At 73.5% G+C, this 17,803-nt stretch carries 20 protein-coding genes and 1 pseudogene; 6 read left to right on the forward strand and 15 right to left on the reverse strand.

The window, feature by feature from the left end; translation table 11 throughout:
* Window positions 1-116: 116 nt before the first annotated feature.
* The 9 genes from LQ327_RS10635 to LQ327_RS10675 form a co-directional block, all read right to left on the reverse strand.
* Complete coding sequence (locus LQ327_RS10635) at window positions 117-755, reverse strand: CoA transferase subunit B (protein ID WP_308286279.1); 639 nt, start codon at window positions 753-755, stop codon at window positions 117-119.
* Window positions 752-1,555 (reverse strand): CoA transferase subunit A, encoded by an 804-nt coding sequence (locus LQ327_RS10640; protein WP_230732770.1) that lies wholly within the window; start codon window positions 1,553-1,555, stop codon window positions 752-754. Before LQ327_RS10640 ends, LQ327_RS10635 begins: the two co-directional genes overlap by 4 nt.
* A gap of 35 nt (window positions 1,556-1,590) precedes the next feature.
* Window positions 1,591-2,349, reverse strand: a complete 759-nt coding sequence (pcaD, locus tag LQ327_RS10645) for a 3-oxoadipate enol-lactonase (protein WP_230732771.1) — start codon at window positions 2,347-2,349, stop codon at window positions 1,591-1,593.
* A 58-nt stretch (window positions 2,350-2,407) separates the two neighbouring features.
* Window positions 2,408-2,689 carry a muconolactone Delta-isomerase gene (catC, locus tag LQ327_RS10650; protein WP_230732774.1) on the reverse strand — a complete coding sequence of 94 codons (282 nt, stop codon included), beginning with the start codon at window positions 2,687-2,689 and terminating at the stop codon, window positions 2,408-2,410.
* Between the two features lie 68 nt (window positions 2,690-2,757).
* The gene (locus tag LQ327_RS10655; protein WP_230732776.1) at window positions 2,758-3,855 is read right to left on the reverse strand and encodes a mandelate racemase/muconate lactonizing enzyme family protein; all 1,098 of its coding nucleotides are present in this window, start codon (window positions 3,853-3,855) and stop codon (window positions 2,758-2,760) included.
* Window positions 3,856-3,871: 16 nt separating this feature from the next.
* Window positions 3,872-4,759 carry a LysR family transcriptional regulator gene (locus tag LQ327_RS10660; RefSeq protein WP_230732779.1) on the reverse strand — a complete coding sequence of 296 codons (888 nt, stop codon included), beginning with the start codon at window positions 4,757-4,759 and terminating at the stop codon, window positions 3,872-3,874.
* A gap of 5 nt (window positions 4,760-4,764) precedes the next feature.
* Entirely contained in the window at window positions 4,765-5,640 is an 876-nt protein-coding gene (locus LQ327_RS10665) for a dioxygenase family protein (protein WP_230732782.1), read from the reverse strand.
* Window positions 5,637-6,833: an FAD-dependent monooxygenase gene (locus tag LQ327_RS10670; RefSeq protein WP_230732784.1), complete on the reverse strand. Its 1,197-nt coding sequence runs from the start codon at window positions 6,831-6,833 to the stop codon at window positions 5,637-5,639. Before LQ327_RS10670 ends, LQ327_RS10665 begins: the two co-directional genes overlap by 4 nt.
* The gene (locus LQ327_RS10675) at window positions 6,830-7,555 is read right to left on the reverse strand and encodes an alpha/beta fold hydrolase (RefSeq protein WP_230732787.1); all 726 of its coding nucleotides are present in this window, start codon (window positions 7,553-7,555) and stop codon (window positions 6,830-6,832) included. The genes LQ327_RS10670 and LQ327_RS10675 overlap by 4 nt, the downstream gene beginning before the upstream one ends.
* A 171-nt stretch (window positions 7,556-7,726) precedes the next feature.
* Here LQ327_RS10675 and LQ327_RS10680 point away from each other — a divergent pair, with 171 nt between their 5' ends.
* Complete coding sequence (locus tag LQ327_RS10680) at window positions 7,727-8,887, forward strand: cobalamin-independent methionine synthase II family protein (protein ID WP_230732791.1); 1,161 nt, start codon at window positions 7,727-7,729, stop codon at window positions 8,885-8,887.
* Here the strand turns inward: LQ327_RS10680 and LQ327_RS10685 are convergent.
* Window positions 8,865-9,455, reverse strand: coding sequence for a TetR/AcrR family transcriptional regulator (locus LQ327_RS10685; RefSeq protein WP_230732794.1), 591 nt, complete (start codon window positions 9,453-9,455; stop codon window positions 8,865-8,867). The genes LQ327_RS10680 and LQ327_RS10685 overlap by 23 nt on opposite strands.
* 120 nt (window positions 9,456-9,575) lie before the next feature.
* On the opposite strand from LQ327_RS10685, the gene LQ327_RS10690 reads away from it, so the two are divergent.
* Window positions 9,576-10,052 (forward strand): flavin reductase family protein, encoded by a 477-nt coding sequence (locus LQ327_RS10690; RefSeq protein WP_230732797.1) that lies wholly within the window; start codon window positions 9,576-9,578, stop codon window positions 10,050-10,052.
* A 44-nt stretch (window positions 10,053-10,096) separates the two neighbouring features.
* Here LQ327_RS10690 and LQ327_RS34690 read toward each other — a convergent pair whose 3' ends face one another.
* Window positions 10,097-10,468, reverse strand: a complete 372-nt coding sequence (locus LQ327_RS34690) for a DUF3253 domain-containing protein (protein WP_308286280.1) — start codon at window positions 10,466-10,468, stop codon at window positions 10,097-10,099.
* A gap of 229 nt (window positions 10,469-10,697) precedes the next feature.
* Window positions 10,698-11,639: pseudogene (locus tag LQ327_RS10700) on the reverse strand (APC family permease); the annotation flags it as partial.
* Window positions 11,640-11,666: 27 nt separating this feature from the next.
* Between LQ327_RS10700 and LQ327_RS10705 the strand changes: the two are divergent.
* Window positions 11,667-12,146, forward strand: a complete 480-nt coding sequence (locus LQ327_RS10705; RefSeq protein WP_230732803.1) for an Lrp/AsnC family transcriptional regulator — start codon at window positions 11,667-11,669, stop codon at window positions 12,144-12,146.
* A gap of 54 nt (window positions 12,147-12,200) precedes the next feature.
* Window positions 12,201-13,055, forward strand: coding sequence for a PhzF family phenazine biosynthesis protein (locus LQ327_RS10710; protein WP_443611911.1), 855 nt, complete (start codon window positions 12,201-12,203; stop codon window positions 13,053-13,055).
* Between the two features lie 57 nt (window positions 13,056-13,112).
* Here the strand turns inward: LQ327_RS10710 and LQ327_RS10715 are convergent, their stop codons facing one another.
* Entirely contained in the window at window positions 13,113-13,652 is a 540-nt protein-coding gene (locus tag LQ327_RS10715; RefSeq protein WP_230732806.1) for a GNAT family N-acetyltransferase, read from the reverse strand.
* A 188-nt stretch (window positions 13,653-13,840) separates the two neighbouring features.
* On the opposite strand from LQ327_RS10715, the gene LQ327_RS10720 reads away from it, so the two are divergent.
* Both LQ327_RS10720 and LQ327_RS10725 read left to right on the forward strand, forming a co-directional pair.
* A complete protein-coding gene (locus LQ327_RS10720) occupies window positions 13,841-14,956 on the forward strand; it encodes an alpha/beta hydrolase (protein WP_230732809.1) in 1,116 nt (371 codons plus the stop codon).
* A gap of 48 nt (window positions 14,957-15,004) precedes the next feature.
* A complete protein-coding gene (locus LQ327_RS10725; protein WP_230732822.1) occupies window positions 15,005-15,448 on the forward strand; it encodes an SRPBCC family protein in 444 nt (147 codons plus the stop codon).
* A gap of 71 nt (window positions 15,449-15,519) precedes the next feature.
* Here the strand turns inward: LQ327_RS10725 and LQ327_RS10730 are convergent, their stop codons facing one another.
* Entirely contained in the window at window positions 15,520-17,157 is a 1,638-nt protein-coding gene (locus LQ327_RS10730) for an FAD-binding dehydrogenase (protein ID WP_230732824.1), read from the reverse strand.
* A 94-nt stretch (window positions 17,158-17,251) separates the two neighbouring features.
* The gene (locus tag LQ327_RS34695; protein WP_308286281.1) at window positions 17,252-17,662 is read right to left on the reverse strand and encodes a transglycosylase family protein; all 411 of its coding nucleotides are present in this window, start codon (window positions 17,660-17,662) and stop codon (window positions 17,252-17,254) included.
* Between the last annotated feature and the right edge of the window lie 141 nt (window positions 17,663-17,803).

A 17,803-nucleotide genomic window follows, 5' to 3' on the forward strand; every position in this document is an offset into this window, starting at 1 on the left:
GGCGGCCGTTCGCGCTCGCCCAGAACCCGCCCGCGCCCGGCCAGAACCCACGAACGGCACGTTCATCACCATCGACGGTGACGAGCGTGCCGTTCGTCCGTTCGGGGCTGGGCCGATCAGCCCAGCGCGCTGGTGAGCTCCGCGCCGGTCTTCTCGCGGACCTCGTCCTCGGTGATGCCGTCGGCGAGCTCGCGCAGCACGAGGCCGGAGTCGGTCACGTCGATGACGGCGAGGTCCGTGATGATCCGCTGCACGACGCCCTGACCGGTCAGCGGCAGGTCGCACTTCTCGACGATCTTGTGGGCGCCGTCCTTGGCGGTGTGCTCCATGAGCACGATGACGGTCTTCGCGCCGTGGACGAGGTCCATCGCGCCCCCCATGCCCTTGACCATCTTGCCGGGGATCATCCAGTTCGCGATGTCGCCGGTCTGCGAGACCTGCATCGCGCCGAGGATCGCGGTGTCGACCTTGCCGCCGCGGATCATCCCGAAGCTCAGCGCGGAGTCGAAGAACGACGCCCCGGGCAGCGTCGTGACGGTCTCCTTGCCCGCGTTGATCAGGTCCGGGTCGACGTCGGCGTCGTAGGGGTACGGCCCGACGCCGAGCAGCCCGTTCTCGGAGTGCAGCACCATGCCCACGCCCTCGGGGACGTAGTTCGGCACGAGGGTCGGCAGCCCGATCCCGAGGTTGACGTAGGAACCGTCGTGGAGCTCCTGGGCCGCGCGGGCGGCCATCTGCTCGCGGGTGAGGCTCACTTGTTCATCGTCTCCTGGGTCGTGCGCTTCTCGATGTGCTTGCGCTGCACTTCCTCCGGCGTCAGCTCGACGACGCGGTGGACGAAGATGCCGGGCAGGTGGACCTCGTCGGGGTCGATCTCCCCGGGCTCGACGAGCTCCTCGACCTCGGCGATCGCGAGCCGGCCCGCCATCGCGCACAGCGGGTTGAAGTTCTGCGAGGACTTGTTGAAGACCAGGTTGCCGTGCCGGTCGCCCTTCGCGGCGCGGACCAGCGAGACGTCGATGTCCAGGGCCAGCTCGAGGACGTGGGGCTTGCGCACCTTCGAGCCGTCGGGCTGGGTCACCTCGAACTCGCGGACCTCCTTGGCCGGGGAGGTCGCGACGACGTTGCCCTCGGCGTCGTAGCGCCACGGCAGCCCGCCGTCGGCGATCATCGTCCCGACGCCGGCCGGGGTGTAGAAGGCCGGGACGCCGGTGCCCGCGGCGCGCAGCCGCTCGGCCAGGGTGCCCTGCGGGGTCAGCTCGACCTCGACCTCACCGCCGAGGTACTGGCGGGCGAACTCCTTGTTCTCCCCGATGTAGGAGGCGGTCACCCGGGAGATGCGGTGCTGCTCGAGCAGCACGCCCAGCCCCCACCCGTCGACGCCGCAGTTGTTGCTCGCGACCTTCAGGTCGGAGACCTCGGTCCGGTTCAGCGCGTCGATCAGCACGATCGGCACCCCGGAGAGCCCGAAGCCCCCCACGGCGAGCGAGGCGCCGCTGGGGATGCCGGCCACCGCCTCGTCCGCCGACGCCCACACCTTGTCGATAGCGCTCATGCGCTTCCCTTCGTCACGAGCTCGAGCCCGTTCATTCAGCTCGAGGCCTTCAGGTGCTCGGCCAGCAGCCCGGTCACCACGTCCGGGCGTTGGTAGGACGCGAGGTGTGCCGCGTCGGGCACCACCTCGAGCCGTGCGCCCGGGATGCCGTCGGCGAGGACCTCGCCGTCCGCGGGCGGGGTGGCCGGGTCCTCGGCGCCGGAGATCACCAGGGTCGGCGCGGAGATGCGGCCGAGGTCGGCGCGCGAGTCCCACCCGACGATGGCCTCGCAGCAGCTCGCGTATCCCTCGGGCGGCGTCGCGGCGATCATCGCCTGCATGCGGGCGACCATGTCCTCGTCGGCATCCGCGGTGAACCACCGGGTGACGACGCCGGCGGCGATCGCCTCGACACCCTCGGCGCGGGCCTTCACGGCGCGATCGCTGAACGTGGCGAGGTTGCCGAACCGCGCCGCGGTGCAGAGCAGGGCCAGCGACACGACCCGGTCCGGCGCGCGCAGGGCGATCGCCTGGCTCATCGCGCCGCCCAGGGAGAGCCCGGCGAACGCGGCGCGGCCGATCCCGAGGTCGTCGAGGGTCTCGACGACGTCGTCGGCGAGCTCGGCGACGGTGTACGGGCCGGCGGGCACCGGCGAGCCGCCGTGGCCACGGGTGTCCATGGTGACGACCCGGCGCTCCCGGGCGAGCTCCTCGCGCTGCGGGGCCCACATGTCGACGGTCGAGCCGAGGGAGCAGAGCAGCACCAGCGGGGTGCCGGAGTCGCGCGGTCCCTCGTCGGTCAGGTGGAGACGCACGGCTCCACCCTCTCCCATCCGGACCGTGTGCGACACCGGCCTTCCGTCGATCGGCAACTCACTGGTCGAGCTTCGAGGGATGCCGGGTCAGGGCGGTCACCTCGACCTCCATGTACGGGAAGAGCGGCAGGCTCGACAGCAGCTCGTGGAGCTCGTCGCCGGAGTCGACGTCGAACCGGCTCACGTTCGCGTACCGGCCCACCACCCGCCAGAGCTCCGGCCACTTGCCGGCCCGCTGGATCTCGTGGGCGCGGGCCTTCTCGCGGGCGCGGAGGTCGTCGGCGACGTCCTGTGGCATGTCGTGGGGCAGGTGGACGTCCATGCGGACGAGGAACTGCACGGGGACTCCCAATTCGACGATGTGGAGTTGAGGACACTCAACGTCTGCGGTGCCGCATCGCTGACAGATCAGTCGACGCGGTAGTGGGCGAGCTTGTCCGGATCGATCGTCACGCCGAGGCCGGGTTCCTGCCGGGCGGCCAGGCGGCCGTCGGCGATCACCGGGGGCTCGGCGAGCACGTCGTCGGTCATGAGCAGGTAGTTCGTCACCTCGACGGGGTGCCGCGCCAGGGCCCGCAGCCCGCAGCCGAGCGCCACCGACGCCACCGTGCCGAGCATCCCGTCGATCTGGTTGCCGACCACCGTCGTCACCCCGAGCCCCTCGCAGAGCCCGACGATCTTGGCGGAGTCGGTGAACCCGGTCCGGGCGACCTTGACGCTGATCGCCTCCGAGTCGCCGTCGAGCAGGGACCGCGCGACCCCACCGAGGGTGATCGTGGACTCGTCGCCGACCACTGGGATCGGCGACGCCGTGACGATGCGCCGGCGGCCGAGCACGTCGGCGGCCGGGTTGGGCTCCTCGAGCATCGACACGCCGAACTCGTGCAGCCGCCGGGAGGCGACGATCGCGGTGTCGGCGTCCCAGCCGCGGTTGGCGTCGGCGTAGAGCTCGACACCGTCGCCCAGCTCCGCGCGCAGCGCCCGCACCGCGGCCATGTCGACGCCCAGCTCGCGGCCGACCTTGATCTTGAAGGCGTCGACGCCGTGCTCGTCGCGCATCTCGACCGCGTCGGCGACCATCTCCTTCGGCGTACCGAGCCCGATCATGTGGGCGGCGCGGACGTCGTCGGCGGCGTGCCCGAGCAGCACGTGCACCGGCTGCCCGCAGGCCTGCCCGACGAGGTCCCAGAGCGCGACGTCGACGGCGCCCTTGGCCGCGTTGTTGGCGACGGTGCGGTCGAGGTCGGCGCGGATGCGCTCGCGGGCGAACGGGTCGGCGCCGACCAGTACGGGCGCGAACAGGTCGGAGACGGCGGCGATGATCGAGGCCGCCGTCTCGCCGTAGGTGTACGGACGGGGCGGGGCCTCGCCGTGACCGACCAGGCCGTCGTCGGTGGTGATCCGCACGAGCACGTGGTCGGCGGCCGTCACCCGCCCGCTGGCGAAGCCGAAGGGACGGCGGTACGGGATCGCGAGCGGGATCGCCTCGATCCGGTCGATCTTCATGGGGTTCCGTTCTTGTTCAGGGGGTTCCCTCGTGGCGGCCCAGCACGGCGAGGGCCTTCTCCAGGGCGGGGGAGGGATCGTCGCGACGCCAGGCCAGGGCGACGTCGGCGGTGACGTCGCAGCCGGTCAGCTCGCGGTAGCGCACGCCGTCGACGGTCACGGCGAGCACGGACTCCGGCAGCAGCGCGACCCCGAGACCCGCCGCGACAAGGGCGAGCACGATCGAGGTCTGTTCGGCCTCGTGGGTGCGCCGCGGCACGAAGCCCGCCGCGCGACAGGCCCGGTCCGCGGCCGCGCCGACGACCGAGCCCGGCGCCGAGTACACGACGAACTCCTCGTCGGCCAGGTCGCCCAGCGCCACCGCACCGTCGGACCCCGTCCTCCACGAGGCCGGGACCGCGAGTACCAACCGCTCCCGCGCGAGCAGCCGGGTCTCGAGGGTGTCGTCGCCGACCGGCGGGCGCAGGACCGCGAGGTCGATGCGGTGGTCGGTGAGCGCGTCCGCCAGCGCCGGGGTGAGCATCTCGGTGTCCAGGTGCAGTGAGAGGCCGGGCAGCTCCCCGCCGAGGCGCCGGACGATCTCCGGGACGTGCCGGTAGGTCGCGAGCGCCGTCGAGCCGATCCGCAGCCGGCCGAGATCGCCGGCGGCCACCCGCGAGACCTGCTCGCGGGCGGCCCCCACCGACTCGAGGATGCGGACGGCCTCCGGCAGCAGCGCCTCGCCGGCCGGCGTGAGGTCGACCCGGCGCGTGGTCCGCTCGAACAGCGGCGTGCCGAGATGCGACTCCAGCTGGCGGATCGCCTGGGACAGCGGCGACCCGGCGATGTGCAGCTCGTCGGCCGCCCGCCCGAAGTGCCGTGTCCGCGCGACCGTCACGAAGTAGCGCAGCTGCCGGAGCTCCACCTCGGTTACTCCGGCTCCAGCACGAAGTCCCGGTCCGAGCGGACCTCGCTCCCGTTGCCCGTCGGCTGCGGGTCCAGGGTGAGCTCCGGCTTGTCGGCCGAGGCGACGTCGTTGCCCAGGTACGGGTCCCCGGTGAAGAACAGCTGCGTGGTGAGCGTGCGGTGTCCGGGCGCGGAGACCAGCAGGTGGATGTGCGCGGGGCGCCACGGGCTCCACCCGGCGGCGAGGGTCATCTGCCCCGTCGGGCCGTCGAGCGGGATCGTGTACGGCGCGGGCTTGCGGGTGTGGATCTCGTAGCGGCCCTCGGCGTCGGCGGTGACCACACCGCGCAGGTTCCCGGCCGGCGGCTTCGACGCGAAGCCGGAGTACCAGCCCTCCTCGTCGGTGTGCCAGATGTCGACCTTCGCGCCGGCGAGCGGCTTCCCGTCGGTGCCGGTGACCTGCCCGGCCAGGATCATCGGCGTGCCCGGCTCGTCGTCGCGCATCGGCAGGGTCGCGGGCGAGTCGAGCTGGGCCTGGCCGTCGAGCCAGAACGGGCCGAGGATCGTGCCGACCGAGCCGTCCTGGGTCTGCGCGGCGACCTTCTCGACCTCGAACTCCAGGTAGACGTCGAGGAACAGCGGCCACTCGCCGGTGTCGGAGACGCCGATCAGCCAGCGCTTGAACGCGTCGAACTCCTCGTAGGTGACCTTCTGGTCGCGGATCGCGCCCCGGATGCCCTCGAGCGCGGCGCCGATCACGGCGGCCGCCCGCTGCTGGTCGACGGCGCCGCCTCCCGAGCGGAAGGTCGCCGCGCCGGAGCGGGCGATCTCGGTGGCGTGCGAGCCGGCGGTGACGGCGTCGCTGGTCCCGGACACGGACTGGTCTTCGGCGGTGGTCATGCGGCTTCCCCTGTGGTGGTGACTGCACTGGCGGCGTACTCGTGGACCCAGGCGTTGGCGTCGAGGTAGCTCTTGAAGCGCGCGTCGCGCTCCGCGAGCCCCGCGACGTCGTCGTCGGGAAGATGCAGCAGCGTCCCGGTGTCCCAGGCGCTGCGGGCCACGGCGCGGGCGCGCGCGCGGCGGTGGCGGGGGTAGGCGGCGAGGGCGGCAGTGAGGTCCCCGCCCGCCCCGCCGTCGGCCAGCAGGTCCGCGAGCACGACGGCGTCCTCGATCGACTGGTTCGCGCCCTGCCCGTGGTGGGGCAGCATCGCGTGACAGGCGTCGCCGATGAGGACGACGCGGCCGCGGGTCCACCGGCTCAACGGGGGCTGGGAGAGCAGCGGCCAGCGGGGGCTCTGCGCGACGGCGGCGAGCATCTCCCGGACGGCGGGGTGCCAGCCGGCGAACCCGTCGAGGAGTTCACCCTCGGGTACCGAGACGTTCCCGCCCTCCCACCGCTCGGGTCCGCACAGCACGGCGAAGAAGTTGACGGTGTCGTGGTCGCGCTTCTCGCCGCCCATCGGGTAGTGCAGCAGGTGGGCGTGCGGTCCGGCCCAGAACTGGATCGCGAGCGGGTCGGGCAGCGAGGGCAGGTCGGAGCGGTTGACCAGGCCGCGGAACGCGCTCGTGCCGGAGTAGACCGGCCCGTGGCCCGGGCCGGCGACCGCGTCACGGACCACGGAGTGCACGCCGTCGGCCCCGACGACGACGTCGGCGGTCTCGGTCGACCCGTCGTCGAACGTGATCGTCCCGTCCTCGGTCACCCCGGTGACGGGGCGACCCAGGTGCAGGTGCTCCGGGTCGACGGCGGCGGCGAGGGTCTGCTGCAGGTCGACGCGGTGGATGCCCCAGTAGGGCGCGTCGAAGCGGGCGCGGTAGTCCGCCCCGCCGGTGTGGGCGGCGATCCGCTCGGCGGTGCGCCCGTCGCGGTAGATCAACTCGGTCGGCTGGGTGGAGACGGCGTCGATGGCCTCGCCGACGCCGAGGCGGTACAGCTCGCGGGTGCCGTTGGCCGAGAGCGCGACGGCGGCGCCCACCTCGCGCAGCTCGTCGGCCTGTTCGTAGAGATCGACGGTGACCCCGGCCCGCTGCAGCGCGATCCCGAGGGTCAGCCCGCCGATCCCCGCGCCGACGACGGCGACACGCGGGGTCACGTGGCCACCCGCAGGATCGCGTCGGCCAGCTCGGTGGGGCGGGTGAAGTTGGCCTCGTGGCTGCCAGGGGTGTCGACGACGACCGCGTCGTTCAGCCGGGGCGGGAAGCGGTCCCAGCCCCACTCGCCCGGGGGCAGCGCGACGTCCTCGGTGGAGCGGATGTAGGCGCTGGGCACCTGCAGGTCGAAGAACGGCTTCTGGTTCGGGGCCTCGGCGAACGTGCCCATCGGCTGCGGGGCGAGCAGGCCGAACACGGCGCGCTGGGCGTCCTCGGAGGCGTCCTGCATGAACGCGCCGGCCCAGACCTCGAACGGCAGCGACACGGTGTTGGCGTCGCCGCTGGCCGCGGCCTGGGCGGTGAACAGCTCGGCGTAGTGCGGCGGGACGGCGTCCATGAGCGACTCGCCGTCGTGCGGGACGAACGCGCTCCAGAACACCGTGCGCTTCATCCGTGCGGCAACCCGGGGCGCGGCGCCGGAGACGACGAAGCCGCCCCAGCTGTGGCCGAGCATCGTCACGTCGTGCAGGTCCTCGCGCTCGACCAGCGACACCACGGCGTCGACGCAGTCGGTGAGGGTGACCCCGCGCGGGTCGTCGCCGAGGTCGAGCCCCGGCAGCGTCGGGGTGAGCACCCGGTGCCCGGCCTCGCGCAGCCGGGTCGCCACCGGGCGCCAGCTCCATCCGCCGTGCCAGGCCCCGGTGATCAGGACGAACGTCTCCACGCGCTTCTCCGCTCCTCGTCGAACAGCGTCACGAGCGTGACACAGCTCATCCCTGAGGGAGAAGCACGGAATTCGGCATGATTGCGACGTGTGGCGTCATAGAAGGTCTTGACCGCCGCGCTAACTTCCACCTGAACTGCTCGGTACAGGAATTGGTGTCCGGGGGGAACCGTGAGCGACGAGGCCCGCATCCGCACCACCCACGTCGGGAGCCTGCCCCGACCGGAGGCCCTGCTCGACCTGCTCGCCGCCCGGCAGCGGGGCGACGCGGTCGCCGGCGAGGTGCTCGAGACCGCGACCCGGGACCCCGTCGCCGGGATCGTCGCCGCCCAGCGCGAGCACGGGATCGACGTCGTCACCGACGGCGAGATGGGCAAGCTCGGCTTCTTCAGCTACGTGACCGAGCGCCTCGGCGGGCTCGAGCGCCGGCCGGGCGCCGAGACCGTGTACAGCTTCGCGGCCGAGCAGGAGGCCTTCCCGGAGTACTACGAGCAGTACTTCGCCCAGGCGATGATGGGCGGGACGGTCGGCGCCGTCGAACCCGTCGTCTGTACCGGGCCGCTGGTCTACCGGGGCGAACAGGCGCTGCGCCGGGATCTCGACAACCTCGCCGCGGCGGTGGATCCGGCCGGGGCGTTCGTCCCGTCGATCGCCCCGAGCGGCGTCGGCGTGAACGAGTACTACGGCTCCGAGGAGGAGTACTTCTTCGCGGTCGCCGACGCGATGTCGGTCGAGTACCGGGCGATCGTCGACGCCGGGTTCACGCTGCAGGTCGACGACCCGTTCCTCACCGAGATCTACAGCTTCCACGGCTACGACGAGGCGACCCGCACCCGCCGCGGCCGGATGTACGTCGAGGCGGTCAACCACGCGCTGCGCGGCATCCCGGCGGAGAAGGTCCGCTTCCACACCTGCTACTCGATCAACGAGGGCCCGCGCGTCTTCGACGTCCCGCTCGCCGACGTGATCGACCTCGTGCTCGCGGTGGACGCGCGCTACCACTCGTTCGAGGCGGCGAACGCCCGCCACGAGCACGAGTACCACCTGTGGGAGACGGTGGCGCTGCCCGAGGACAACGTGCTGATCCCGGGCGTGATCACACACGCGTCGAACATCGTCGAGCACCCCGAGCTGATCGCGGAGCGCCTCGAGCGGTTCGCGCGGCTGGTCGGACCGGAGCGGGTGATGGCCGGCGCCGACTGCGGGTTCTCCTCGCAGGCCACCTACCGCCCGGAGGTCCACCCGACGGTGATGTGGGCGAAGTTCGACGCGATGGCGCAGGGGGCGCGGCTGGCGTCGTCGCGGCTGTTCAGCGGTTCCGCAGCCCGCTGAGGGCGAGGTCGACGACGGCGGCCGGCCAGGCCGCCGTCGTCGTGTCCCGGCCGGCGAGGTGGTCGGCGTACAGGGTCCCGACGACGAGGCTGGTCGCCGCCTCGACGTCGAGGTCCGGCTCCAGTTCGCCGCGGCCGACACCGGCGGTGATCACGGCCGCGAACAGGGCCCGGCGCGGCAGCAGCGTTGCCTCCCGGACGATCCCGAGGAGCTCGCCCGAGCCGGGCTCGTCGGCGAGGCAGGTGCCCAGGATGCTCATCGCGCCGACCTCGACGTACTGCTCGCGCATCGCCTCGAGCAGCGCGATCAGGTCGGTGCGGACCTCGCCGACCGGCTCCGGTACCCGGCCCAGGCGCAGGTGCGCGAGCGCCGCCCCGACGAGCTCGCCCTTGCTCGGCCACCGCGAGTACACCGTCACCTTCGACACGCCCGCGGCCGCGGCGACCCGGTCCATCGACATCCGCGCCACGCCGTCGGTCGCGAGCAGGCGGACCGTCGCGTCGAGCACGGCCTCGTCCTTGCCGCGGTCCTTGGTGCGGCCGCGGCCGGGGCGGGGCGCCGGATCCACGCGCGGCAGGATACGGCCGCCGGCGCCGCGGTCCGCTGCGGCGCAGCACACGGTGACGTGGCCGCCGTCATCGGGAACGCCTAGCGTGCGGAAGGCCCGGGCACGATCGAGGAGGACTTCATGGCGAGCACTGACCCCACGACGATGCGCTCGGTTCTCGGGCACTTCCCGTCGGGGGTCACGATCGTCACCGGGGTCGCCGACGGTGAGCCGGCGGGATTCACCTGCCAGTCGTTCGCGTCGCTCTCGCTCGACCCGCCGCTGGTGCTGATCCTGCCGGGCCGGAACTCGTCGTCGTGGCCGAAGATCGAGGCGACCGGGCAGTTCTGCGTCAACGTGCTCGCCGAGGACCAGGGCGAGCTGTCGACGACGTTCTCGAAGTCCGGGACCGACAAGTTCGCCGGGGTCGAGTGGACGCCGTCGGGCCTGGGCTCGCCGATCCTGGCCGGCGCGACCGCCTGGATCGACTGCACCCTGCACGCCTCCCACGACGGCGGCGACCACCTCATCGTCGTCGGCGCCGTGCACGACCTCGCGGCCGACGCCGAGGTCCCCCCGCTGGTCTTCCACCGTGGTGCGTACGCGCGGACCTCATAGGTGCGCTGCGCGCCTGTGAGCACTAATTGATGCCCTGGCGTCAATTAGTGCTCACGAGCGGCGGAGCCGCACCTCCGGAGGCGCACCGGGCCCGTCGCCGTCGCCGGATCGACGACCTCGCCCTGCTGGGTCATCTCGATCTCACCCGCATCCACCAGCCGTCGCGCAGCCCGGCGCGCCGGTTCCATGAGCGGGCGCCAGCCCTGCGGGTCGACCCGCCGCGCCGCCTCCGACGGGCAGATCGTCTTCCCGGCGCCGCGCTGATCGAGCAGATCGGTGATCGCGGCCGCCAGGTCCGCGTCGACGTCGCTCACCGGACCGGGATACCCGCCGCGCCACGACGACGACCCCGACGACGAGCGCCGGCACCACCACGACCGGCCCGCTCTGGGCGAGCACCGCACCGACCGCGACACAGGAGAGCGCCGCGGCGACCCGGGCCCTCCCGACCAGCAGCCGGACCCCGGCGGCGGTGGCCGCGAGGTAGACGGCCAGGAACATCGTCGTCGGGAAGGCCACCAGGTCGGTGGTGTCGAGCCACCCGAGCCCGGTCAGCGTGAGCATCACGCTGCCGAGCGCGGCCACCCCGAGAGGGAGGCCGTACCGACGACGGCGGGCGCCCGCTCCGCTCATGAGCGCCTCGACCATCTCGGCCGCCCCGGTCAGGTACGCGTTGGTCGCGGCCAAGGTGAGCGCGACGGCGGCGATCCCCGCGGCGACCGCCCCCGCCGGCCCGATCCCCACCCGTAGGAGATCCGCGACGGGGGTCGCGCTCCCGGCCCGCGGGCCGAGCACGGCGATCGTCGCCCCGGCGGTGGCCAGGTAGACCGCCGAGGTGATCGCGAAGGCGGCCCCGATCACCCGGGGCAGCTGCCGGCCGGGGTCCCGCAGCCGCGCGGTCATCGGGGCGATCGCCTCCCACCCGACGAACGAGAGCATCAGCACGGCACTCGCCGAGCCGACCGCGGACCACCCGTGCGGGGCGAACGGTGTCCAACTCGCGCCGCGGGCATGCGGTGCCGAGGCGGTCACCGCGACGACGAGCAGGGTCACCAGCACCCCGACGAGCCCGATCTGGACGGCTGCGGACGCCCGCGCGCCGCCGATCGTCAGTACGACGACCACGAGCAGCAGCCCGGCCGCGATCTCGACCGTGGTCCCGGGCCCACCACCGGTCAGGGGCGCCAGGTAGGCCGCGCCGATGAGACACACCACCGGCGCCCCGAGCACCACCCCGCCGAGGAAGCAGGCCGCGACCGCCCGCTCCGCTCCGGGGCCGAACGCGGCCCCGGCGAAGCCCGCCGCGCCGGACCGGCCCGGGTACCGGCGGCCGAGGGCGCTGAACACCGCCGCGAGCAGGCCGGAGAGGACGAGCAGCCCGAGCCAGGCGACGAGCGACGCCGGCCCGGCGATCCCGGCCGCCAGTCCCGGCAGCAGGAGCACGCTCGGGCCGAGCAGGGCACCGACGTAGAGGGTCACGGCGCCGGGGGTCGAGAGGGTCCGTTCCATGCCGAAAGGCTGTCGCGATCGGCCTCGCACGCGCTGCCGACAATGCCGCGCATCCGGGTCCTCGCCGCAACGATCCATCGCCGCAGCGCCGCTAGGCTGCACGTCGTGCCGGACGAGCTCTACGACAGGACCGATCGCGCCATCCTGACCATCCTGCAGCGGGAGGGTCGGCTCTCGAACGTCGAGCTGGCCGAGCGGGTGTCGCTCTCGCCGTCGTCGTGCCTGCGGCGCACCAAGGCGCTCGAGGCGGCGGGCTTCATCGCGGCCTACCGCGCCGAGCTCGACCGCCGGCGCCTCGGGCTCGGGCTGACCGTGTTCATCTCGCTGCGCGTCGAGCAGCACTCCCGGGCGACCTCGCGGATCATCGAGGACGCGCTGACCGCCATCCCGGCCGTCGTCGCCTGCCACGTCGTCAGCGGCGAGGCGGACTTCCTCGTCGAGGCCGTGGTGGGCGACCTCGCCGCCTACGAGTCGCTGCTGCTCGACGACGTGCTCGCCATCGACGCGGTCACCGACGCCCGGTCCACGTTCGCGATCCGCACGGTGCTCTCCCGCGGGCCGCTGCCGGTCGACTCGGTCCGCTGAGCCCGCTGCCACTTCCGGCCGGGTGGCCCTGGCCGAGCGGGCCGTCGTCGTGGCGTGATCGTCGGCATGCACTCCTTCAGCCAGGTCGACGTGTTCACCGACGAGCTCACGGCGGGCAATCCGGTCGCGGTCGTCCACGACGCCGACGACCTCACCGACGCGCAGATGGCCGCCGTCGCGTCCTGGACGAACCTGTCCGAGACGACGTTCCTGCTCGCGCCCACCGACCCGGCGGCCGACTACCGGTTGAGGATCTTCACGCCGCGCACCGAGCTCCCGTTCGCCGGGCATCCGACCCTCGGCTCGGCGTGCGCCTGGCTCGGGGCCGGGGGAGTCCCGGGTGACGACGACGGCCCGGTGCAGGAGTGCGGCGCCGGGCTCGTCCGGCTGCGACGACGCGACGGGCGACTGGCCTTCGCCGCGCCGCCGCTGGTCCGCTCCGGGCCCGTCGCCGACGCGGACGTGGGCGCGCTGGCGGCTGCGCTGGGGGTCGATCGCACGAGGGTGCGCGACGCCGCCTGGGTCGACAACGGCCCGGGATGGGTCGCGCTGTTGCTCCCCGACGCCGCCACCGTGCTCGGGCTCGAGCCCGACCTGCGCGCCCTCGGGGCGAGCGAGATCAGCCGGGCCGTCGGCGTCGTCGGACCCCATCCGGCGGGTGGCGAGACGCAGTTCGAGGTGCGCGCGTTCGTGCCGGCGATGGGGGTGGGCGAGGACCCGGTGACCGGGTCGCTCAACGCCGGGCTCGGCCGCTGGCTCGTCGACGCCGGCCACGCACCCCCGACCTACGTCGCCGCGCAGGGCACCCGGCTGGGACGCCGCGGCCGGGTGCACGTGGAGCACGCCGACGGCGAGGTGTGGGTCGGGGGCGGGACGGTGCCCGGCGTCACCGGGACGCTGCGGATGTAGCGGGGGACCGCGCCGACGGCCTGGCGTCGTGCGCCCGGTCGCGCGGTGGCACGCGGCCTACACCCGGTCCGACGCGCGCAGACCGTGCACCAGCACCGGGCGCACCGAGCCGTCACCCAGGAGGTGCTCCGGGTCGAGGTACTCCACGACGAACCCGGCGCGCCGGGCGACGGCCCGGCTCGCGACGTTCTCGGGGGCGATGAGCAGCTCGAGGCGCTCGGCCCGTCCCTCGCCGAACACCCAGGCGACGACGACGCCGAGCGCGTCGGCGGCGTACCCGCGCCCCCGGGCCCACGGGGCGCCCCAGTAGCCGATCTCGCCGATCCCGTCGCGCACGTGCAGCAGCGCCATGCTCCCGGCGACCGTCCCGGGCTCGTCGATCGCCTCGACGCAGAACGAGGCGCCGCCCTCGTCGGCGACGTCGTGGACGTGGTGGGCGAGGAACCAGTCGGCGTCCTCACGGCGGTACGGCGACGGGATCGTCGTGAATCGCTGGGTGTCCGGGTCCTGGCAGGCGCGGAAGATCGCCTCGGCGTCGTCGGTGTGCCAGGGCCGCAGGCGGGTGCGGGTGCCGAGGAGCACGGGCGGGTCGGACATCTCCGCAGGATGGCCCGACCGCGTGGCGGCCGCCTCCCGATATCCGGTGGGTGACCATGCCGCGGCGACGGTGTTCTCCGAGCGCCTCGGCTACGAGCGCTCCGAGGTCACGGTTCTCGGCCGCCGTCTCGGGCGATCCCGGCCGGGCGGGCGGGCCGCGCCGAGATCGCCCTCCTAGGGTGGTAGGAGTGAAGTTCCCGATCCTGCGCCGTGTGCTCCGGGCGCTCGTCGGGCTCCCGCGGCCCGCCAAGCGCGCCATCGCCGGCCGTCGCGTCGAACGCGACGGTCAGGTCCTCGATCTCGACGTCCAGATGATCCTGAAGCTGATCGCCCTGGCCGCGGGACCCGGGGAGGACCCTCCGCTGGTCGACCAGCGGAAGCTCACCGACGAGGCGGCGTCCGGGCTCGCGGAGGTCACCCGGGGGGTCACCAGCCGCGCCGTGTCGATCCCGGTCCCCGTCGGCCCGACCCGCGACGTGCCCGGCGTCCTCGACGCCCGTCTCTACGAGCCCGACGACCTCGCCGGATCGAGTTCCGGGCTGCTGCTGTTCTTCCACGGCGGCGGCTTCGCGCTCGGCAGCGTGCTCTCCGGCGACCCGCTGTGCCGGGCGCTCGCGCAGCAGGCCGGCGCGCGGGTCCTGTCGGTGGAGTACCGCCTCGCCCCGGAGCACCCGTTCCCGGCCGGGCTCTCGGACGCCGTCGAGGCGCTGCGTCACGTGGTCGCCCACCGGGAGGAGTACCGGGCTGGGGCGATCGCGGTCGGTGGCGACTCCGCGGGCGCCAACCTGGCGCTCACCTCGGCCCACCAGTTGGCCCGACGCGGGGAGCCGACCGCGGAGTTCGTGCTCGCCCTCTACCCGGTCACCGACGCGGGCCGCTCCGGCGGCTCCCGGGAGCTCTTCGCGGAGGGCTTCGGGCTGCGCACCGTCGACGTCGAGTGGTTCGAGGGCCTCTACCTGCCCGAGGGCCTCGACCCGATCCGCCCGACGGCGCTGCTCGAGGCCGAGGACCTCGGCGTCATGCCCCCGGCCTACGTCGCGACGGCCGGGTTCGACCCGCTGCGCGACGAGGGCGAGGAACTGGTCTCGGCGCTGCGCGCGGCCGGGGTCCCGACGGTGGCCCACCGGTTCCCCGGGCTGGTCCACGGCTACGCCGGGTTCGCGGGTCTGGTGCCCGCCGCGCGCGACGCGGTGCTGGACGCGGCGTCCGCGCTGCGCGCCGGGATCGCGCTGACCGGCACCCCGGCCGAGCGCTCCCACGGCGGCCGGATGGCGAACGAGGGCGCGGTGGCCGACCGGGCGTGACCGGTACGTCACGGGTGACCGGGGCCCCGGTGGGGGTACCTGGTCGTCATGGCGGGACCCGTGAAGGAAACGATCTCCATCGCCGCGCCGGTGACGACCGTCATCGGCGTGGTGGCAGATCTCGAGAACACCGATCGCTGGGCGAACGAGGCGAAGTCGGCCGAGGTCGTCACGCGAGACGGTGATGGGCGCCCGACCCGGATCGTGGTGACCCTCGGGGCGATCGGGTTCACGAGTGCGTCGACGTTCGACGTGGCCTACACGGACTCCTCGGTGACCCTGACCTGCGTCGAGGGCCGGCTCATCGCCGAGAGCACGATCTCCTACGAGGCGGCCGAGTCGGGCGCGGGCACCGAGCTGACGATGACCTCGACGATGCAGGTCACGGTGCCCGTGCCGCAGTGGGGCCTGGAGCGGGCGATGAGCCGCTCGGCTCGCAAGAACCTGGCGTCGGTGAAGGCCGACGCCGAGCGGGCGGTCGCGTTCGGCTGACGCCTCGTGCGTGCGTTTCCGTGTCTGAGCACGGCAGAGATGCAGCACGCCGATAGTGCACGCACATGCCGCTAGGCCAACGCCCGTCCCACCGTCCGTCCGCTGAACAGGCACCCGCCGAGGAACGTGCCCTCCAGCGAGCGGTACCCGTGGACGCCGCCGCCACCGAAGCCCGCCGCCTCGCCCGCGGCGAACAGGCCCGGCACCGGCTCGCCGTCGGGACCCAGCACGCGCCCCGACAGGTCGGTGTGGAGCCCGCCGAGTGTCTTGCGGGTCAGGACGTGCAGCTTCACCCCGACCAGCGGGCCCGCGGCGGGATCGAGCAGCCGGTGCGGCGCCGCCACGCGGGTCAGCTTGTCGCCGAGGTAGTTCCGCGCCGAGCGGATCGCGGCGAGCTGGAGATCCTTGCCGTAGGGGTTCGCGAGCTCGCGGTCACGGGCGAGGACCTCGCGCTCGACGTCCTCGAACGCCAGCAGCGGCTCCGGCGTCAGCGCGTTCATCCGGTCCACGAGCTCGCGCAGGGTCGTCGCCGCGACGAAGTCCTCGCCCCGGCGCTGGAACTCCGCCACCGGACCCGTCGGGCCGGGCCGTCCGCGCTGCAGCGTGAGCCCGATGTCGCGGCCGGTCAGGTCCGGGTTCTGCTCGGAGCCGGAGAGCGCGAACTCCTTCTCCAGGATGCGCTGGGTGGTGATGAACCAGGTGTGGTCGTGGCCGCTCTGCCGGATGTGGGCGAGGGTGCCGAGGGTGTCGAAGCCCGGGTAGAACGGCGCCGGCAGGCGGTTCCCGACGGCGTCGAACCACAACGACGACGGCCCGGGCAGGATCCGGATGCCGTGGCTCGGCCAGACCGGGGAGTGGTTGACGATCCCCTCGGTGTAGTGCCACATCCGGTCGCGGTGGACGACCGCGCCGCCGGCGGCCTCCGCGATCCCGATCATCCGGCCGTCGACGTGCGCCGGGACCCCGGAGATCATGTGCTCCGGCGGGGTGCCGAGGCGGGCGGGCCAGTACTTCCGGACGGCCTCGTGGTCCCCGCCGATCCCGCCGGAGGTCACGACGACGGCGTCGGCCGCGACCTCGAACGGCGCCACCTCGACCCGGGAGCTCGCCTGTCCCCGGCTGACGTCGGAGGGCTCGAGGACGGCGCCCGCCACGCCGGTGACCGCACCCGCCGTCGTCGTCACCCGGTCGACCCGGTGCCGGAACCGCAGCTCGACCCGGCCCTGCGCGACCGCCTCCCGCACCCGACGGGCGAACGGCTCGACGATGCCGGGCCCGGTGCCCCAGACGATGTGGAAGCGCGGGACGGAGTTGCCGTGGCCGGTGGCGGTGCCCGAGCCCCGCTCGGCCCAGCCCACCACGGGGAAGAACCCGATCCCCTGCGAGCGCAGCCAGTCCCGCTTCTCCCCGGCGGCCCACTCGACGTAGGCGCGGGCCCAGCGGCGGCCCCACTCGTCCCCGGTCTCGTCGAACCGGGCGGAGCCCTGCCAGTCCGACCACGCGAGGTCGAGCGAGTCGTGGATGCGCAGCCGGCGCTGCTCGGGGGTGTCGACGAGGAAGAGCCCGCCGAACGACCACCAGGCCTGCCCGCCGAAGGACGCCTCGGGCTCCTGGTCGAGCAGGATCACCCGGCGTCCGGCGTCGGCGAGCTCGGCGGTCGCGACCAGCCCGGAGAGTCCGGCGCCCACCACGACGACGTCTGCAGTCACCGGATCATTCTCCTCGATGCGGGTGCCGAGGATGTACCGATACTGATGTCAGGTGTCAGCGACGGACCATCGCTGACACCTGACGAGGGGCGATCTACTCGCTGTAGCCGAGCTTCTTGGTGCAGGTCGGCCAGGCCTTCCAGCCCTGCTCGGCCTGGACCTTCTTGGCGATCGCGATCTGCTGCTCACGCGAGGCCTGGTCGGGCGTCGAGGCGTACTGCGTGCCGCCGAAGCGCTTCCAGGTCGAGGGGGTGAACTGCAGACCGCCCTTGAAGCCGTTGCCGGTGTCCGCGTCCCAGTTGTTGGTCGACTCGCACTTGGCGAGGCGGTCCCAGGTCGCGTTGCTCTGCGGCGAGTCCGAGGCGGCCGGCGCCGCCATCGCGTTGCCCGCCATGACGACCGGCGCGGTGACCGAGGCGGCGACGACGCCGACCTTGAGGCTCGCGAGCGCGAGGCTGCCGGTGGTCTCGGAGAGCGTGCTGGGCTTGCGGTGGCGGCCGGCCATGTTCGGCTCCAAGTCGAGTTCGGGGCTGCTCGGGCCGGAAGCGTGGGGAGCGGACCGGCGAGGAGCGACCGTAATCGAACCGAGACCTTCCGTCACCTCAAGTGACCGGGGGCGCGCGGAATGTCGCGGTGAGTGGACCGA

Source organism: Actinomycetospora endophytica (assembly GCF_021026375.1).
GTDB lineage: Bacteria > Actinomycetota > Actinomycetes > Mycobacteriales > Pseudonocardiaceae > Actinomycetospora > Actinomycetospora endophytica.